1 protein-coding gene is annotated in these 730 nt (G+C 38.4%); it reads left to right on the top strand.

Going from position 1 to position 730, the window contains the following annotated elements; translation table 11 throughout:
- Nucleotides 1-697, top strand: a 697-nt coding sequence (locus tag AC4GME_RS07955) for a DUF4823 domain-containing protein (protein WP_490379210.1), incomplete at its 5' end; no start/stop codon positions are given.
- Nucleotides 698-730: the final 33 nt, after the last annotated feature.

Below are 730 nucleotides of genomic sequence, written 5' to 3'. Positions count from 1 at the left end.
CTTCCTACAGAGGACTTTCACCTCATTAGTTCATGCCCATGCTGGGCGTACACAAGGCGTTGCACTCGGACTCGATACAGTTGTCGCGGTTTTTGCTAAAAGAAAAAGCAGCAAAAAAAGCACCAACTTACTCGCCGGTGAACGCGGCGTTAGCAGTATCACGGGAGTAAAATGTATGAATCGTAATTTGATAATGTTTGGAACTGCAATTATTTTTCTTTCAGGTTGTAGTTCTTCATATAAACATGATGAATTTCAGTCACCAGAGGTTAAATTAGATCAAAGTATGGGGGTGTTAATCTCAACCCCTGAAAATGGTTGGTATGATCAAACTGAATATAGAAATTCTGGTCGAATGACTGCGAATGCTGTTAGAAGTGCTTTTTCTAAAAATACTTCAAAAGTTGCTATCACCACTGACTGCAAAGGCAAAGACTGTCTAAAGTCCATTGATGCAGATACATATGGGTATTTTGTTGAACCTATTATCTTACATTGGGAAGATAGGGCTACAGAGTGGTCTGGAAAATCGGATAAGGTAGAAATCCAAATTATTACTTACGATTCAAAGACCAAAAAAGAGATTGGAAATACAACTTACACAGGAAAAAGTAAGTGGTTAACATTTGGCGGAGATCACCCTCAGGATCTACTTGAAGAACCAACCCACAAATACGTTGAAAGTTTGTATAAATAACTGCTAACAAGAACTTTAAACGGAACATGTAGT

Source organism: Psychromonas sp., assembly GCF_983033635.1.
Note: the sequence above shows the minus strand (reverse complement) of the source record. Positions and strands in the feature narration are given on the sequence as shown.